Genomic DNA, 3,661 nt, shown 5'->3' with positions numbered 1-3,661 from the left:
GTCCGGGGCGTCGCGCAGCCACTCCTCGGCCCGGCCCATCACCCAGCCATCGATGTGGTCGTTCTGCCTGAGAAAGGACGGGCGCGACTGCAGGGGACCGGCGGTCGCTCGTCCGATCAAGTCCGCGTGGAAGGCGTCGAGCAGTCCTCGGGCCTTGAGGTGTTCGGTGTACGCGCTGGCCCGGATGTTGCCGCGGCTCATCTTCCCTGTGGTCTCGAACGGCTCGTCGAAGCCCATGGCGCGCAGGATGGGGTCGGCGAGCAGGACCTCGACGTCGTGGAACCAGGTGAAATGCAACTTGCCCACGTTGGCCGTGCGGTACCCGGCCTCCCGCAGCGACCGGACGAACGACGGCGCCTCCGGCCACGGCGAGGAGTCGTTGTCCACGCAGTGGTGCTGGTGCGGATACCGCCCCGAGAGCACGCTGGCCCGGCTCGGCACGCACAGCGGGCTCTGGCTGTACGTGCGGCGGAACCAGGTGCCCTCCGCGACGAGCCGATCGAGGTTCGGCGTGCGGACCGGAAACGTGCCCGCCGCGGCCAGGGCGTCCCAGCGCTGCTGGTCGGTCATGACCAGCAGGATGTTCGGCTTCCGGTCTGGGTCAGTGGTCACGGGATCGACGCTCACTTGGCCACCTGGGCGACTCGGGCCAGCCGGAGCTTGTGGGCGCCGTCGCCCCGGACGTGCTCGAAGCTGGCCAGGTTGTGGACGGAGAGCGATGTCATGGTGGGTGTTCCTCTCGCGCGTGGGTGCTCGGTGCCGCGGGACGGTTCCGTATCACGGGCGCTGCACTGCGCCGTCGGTCCGCCTCGTCGCGGTCCATCCGTCTCGGGTCAGGGGGTCCGGGGGTGGGAATTGCGCGGCGCGTGTCTCGTCGAGGTCGACACCGAGGCCCGGCGTGTCGGTCGGCCACAGGTGCCCGTCGCGGACCTCGGGCGAGCCCGGGAAAACCTCGCGCACCGCGTCCGGGAACAGGTACAGCTCCTGGATTCCGGTGTTCGGCGCCGCGATGTCGAGGGCAAGATTCGCGGCGTGGCCGACCGGCGACACGTCTCCCGGACCGTGCCAGGCGGTGAGGATGCCGAACAGGTCCGCGGCCAGTGCGAGTTTCCAGGCGGGTGTTATGCCGCCGACTGCCGATACGTGGCACCTGATGAAATCGGCGAGACGGTCGGAGAGCACCGGTAGGTACTCCGCCCGGTTGACGAACAGCTCGCCGATCGCGATGGGCGTGGACGTCTGCGCCCGGAGCAGCGGGAGCCAGCCGAGGTCGTCCGGGGCGACCGGGTCCTCCAGGTAGTACAAGTCGAACGGCTCAACCGCCTTGGCCAGCCGGATTGCCTGCGTGGGCGTCAGCCGTTCGTGGATGTCGTGAAGTAGGCGGACCCCGTCGCCGAGTTCGGTGCGCAGGTGCTCCAGCAGCCGCGGAACCAGGCGCAGGTAGGCGTCCGGATCCCAACCGTTCGAGACGATGCCGCGGCGTGTCGTGCCCTGCGGCGGTACCACCTCGGGGTAGCCGTACGTCCGGACGCCCGGCACGGCGATTTGCACTCGGACATGCCCGAACCCGGCCTCGATGTGCGCTTGGGCGGCTTCGGTGACCTCGGCGATGTCGCGGCCACGGGCATGGACATAGGCCGGCACCGCCTGGCGAGCGCGGCCGCCGAGGAGTTGCCACACCGGCAGCCCGGCCCGCTTTCCCTTGATGTCCCACAGCGCCATGTCGACGCCGGACAGGGCGTTGTTCAGCACCGGCCCGGACCGCCAGTACGACGACAGGTGGGCTGCATTCCAGATGTCGGCGACGTCGGACGGGTCGCGGCCGATCAGCTGTGGCCGAAGGTAATCCTGGACCGCGGACTCGACAGTGAGCGGGCGCTGGCAGAAGGTGGCACAGCCCAGCCCGTAGAGGCCGTCTTCACTAGTCAGCACCTTGACCACGACGAGCGGGATACCCGCCGGGGCGGTGACGATCGTCCGGACATCGGTGATCGTGACCGTTGTGTCGTGGCTGTGCCACGGGGGAAGCCAAGGGTTCTCGGTCAAGCGGTCTCCTTCGTCATCGCGGGGCCATCGCGCCAGCTCCACATCGGCCCCAGACCCAGCAGTTCGGCCGCCCGGCCGGCGGTCCAGGCGCCCGTGGTCCCGGTGAGCGCGGGATCGATCCGGGTCGTCGGGTGGTAGCGGTCGACAAGTTCCGCCGTCGGGGTGCCTGACAACGAATCCGGCGCGACGACCTGCACCGCGTGGCATCCGTCCGGGACGCCCAGCGCCGCGGCGAAGGCCCGCGCCGCGTCGTCCTCCTCGAGGTACGACCACAGCTCGCGGACCGACTTGGCGACTGTGGGATCCTCGGCGACCTCTGCCATCCGCGTTCGGATCGCATCCTTGGAGGCGACCCAGCCGACCCGCAGCACCACGATGGTCATGCCGGTGGACCTGTGCACCATCGCGGCGGTGGCCTCGTCCGTCTGCTTGGACAACGCGTACGGGTCGTACGGCGTCACCGGGTGGTCCTCGTCGACCGGGACGTACTCCGGCGACAATCCCGACGGCCCGAACGTCATGCCATACATGGCGATGCTGGACGCGATCGCGACGTTGCGCACACCGTGGGCGGCCGCCGTGGTCAGCACCTGGAACGTGGCAAGCGTGTTGTTTGAGAACACCGTCGCGGCGGACGCCAAGCCGGGGCTGCGCAACGCCGCCAGATGGATCACTGCGTCGCACCCGGCGATGACGTCGTTTACCGCATCCGTGTCGGTGAGGTCGGCGACCCGGATTCCCGTGTCGCCGACCTCAGCGGGGGAGCGGTCGACCGCCACCACCGCCGACCCGGCCGCCCGCAGCGTTTGCACCACTGCGCGGCCGAGTTGGCCGGCGGCGCCGGTCACCAGAACCGTTCGAGTCACGTGTCGTCCCCTGGGGAGTAGACCTCGAGCTCGCGGATCGTCAGGTTGTTCGCCCGTGGCTGCCCACCGACGAGGCGGACCTGGCGCGCCGTGGTCCCCGCAGGGAGGTCGATGGCGTCGTCGCGGCCCGTCGGGTCCGAGACGGTCGCCACCGTGGTCCACGGTCCGCTCGCGGCATCGGCCACCTGTATCTGGTACGAACGGGCGGCTTGGCTCGGGTTCCACCGCACCACGACCATGTCGACCGGCATCACCTCTCCTAGGCCGACGCGCAGCCATTCGCCGCTGGCCGGGCGGGACCGCCACTCGGTCGACCAGTCGCGGTCGACGGCTTTGGCCGGGAGCCGGGTCTGGTCCGGGGCTGACGACGCGTTCACCGGCCGGCCGGCGGCCACGTTGACCGACCCGTCCACGAACGCCTGCGTGGCCAGCCGCTTGGCCACCAGAAGACCGAGGTCACGGTCCCGGTCGCCCTCTGAGCGCACAACGTACTGGGTGCCCTTGAAGAACGTCGCGTTCACCGGCATCGAGGCGAGCTTGTCCTCCAGCGCCTCGATCGTGTCGAGCTCGGCGGCCGCGATCGGCTCCAGCTCGGCCCGGAAGGCTGGGTCGTCGACGTCGTCGTACCGGTCGGCCACGGCCAGGCCCTGCAGGAAGTGCAGGCGCGAGGTGAACACGTCCGTGTAGAGCTCGGTCCAGAACCGCATCTGGGCGAACCGTTCCGATGTGCCGTCGTCCAGCTGTGCGCC

At 70.0% G+C, this 3,661-nt stretch carries 4 protein-coding genes; all 4 read right to left on the bottom strand.

Going from position 1 to position 3,661, the window contains the following annotated elements; all coding sequences use genetic code 11:
* Positions 1 to 612: sulfatase-like hydrolase/transferase (locus ELR45_RS39305; protein ID WP_205857392.1), on the bottom strand; the 612-nt coding region annotated here is incomplete at its 3' end.
* A gap of 165 nt (positions 613 to 777) precedes the next feature.
* The gene (locus ELR45_RS27820; protein WP_205857391.1) at positions 778 to 2,046 is read right to left on the bottom strand and encodes an enolase C-terminal domain-like protein; all 1,269 of its coding nucleotides are present in this window, start codon (positions 2,044 to 2,046) and stop codon (positions 778 to 780) included.
* Entirely contained in the window at positions 2,043 to 2,912 is an 870-nt protein-coding gene (locus ELR45_RS27815; RefSeq protein WP_165368163.1) for an NAD-dependent epimerase/dehydratase family protein, read from the bottom strand. The genes ELR45_RS27820 and ELR45_RS27815 overlap by 4 nt, the downstream gene beginning before the upstream one ends.
* Positions 2,909 to 3,661 (bottom strand): discoidin domain-containing protein (locus ELR45_RS27810; RefSeq protein ID WP_165368162.1); only part of this gene is annotated, 753 nt, incomplete at its 5' end. The genes ELR45_RS27815 and ELR45_RS27810, both read right to left, overlap by 4 nt.

The sequence above is a fragment of the Phytoactinopolyspora endophytica genome, from assembly GCF_004138495.1.
Lineage (GTDB): Bacteria > Actinomycetota > Actinomycetes > Jiangellales > Jiangellaceae > Phytoactinopolyspora > Phytoactinopolyspora endophytica.
Note: the sequence above shows the minus strand (reverse complement) of the source record. Positions and strands in the feature narration are given on the sequence as shown.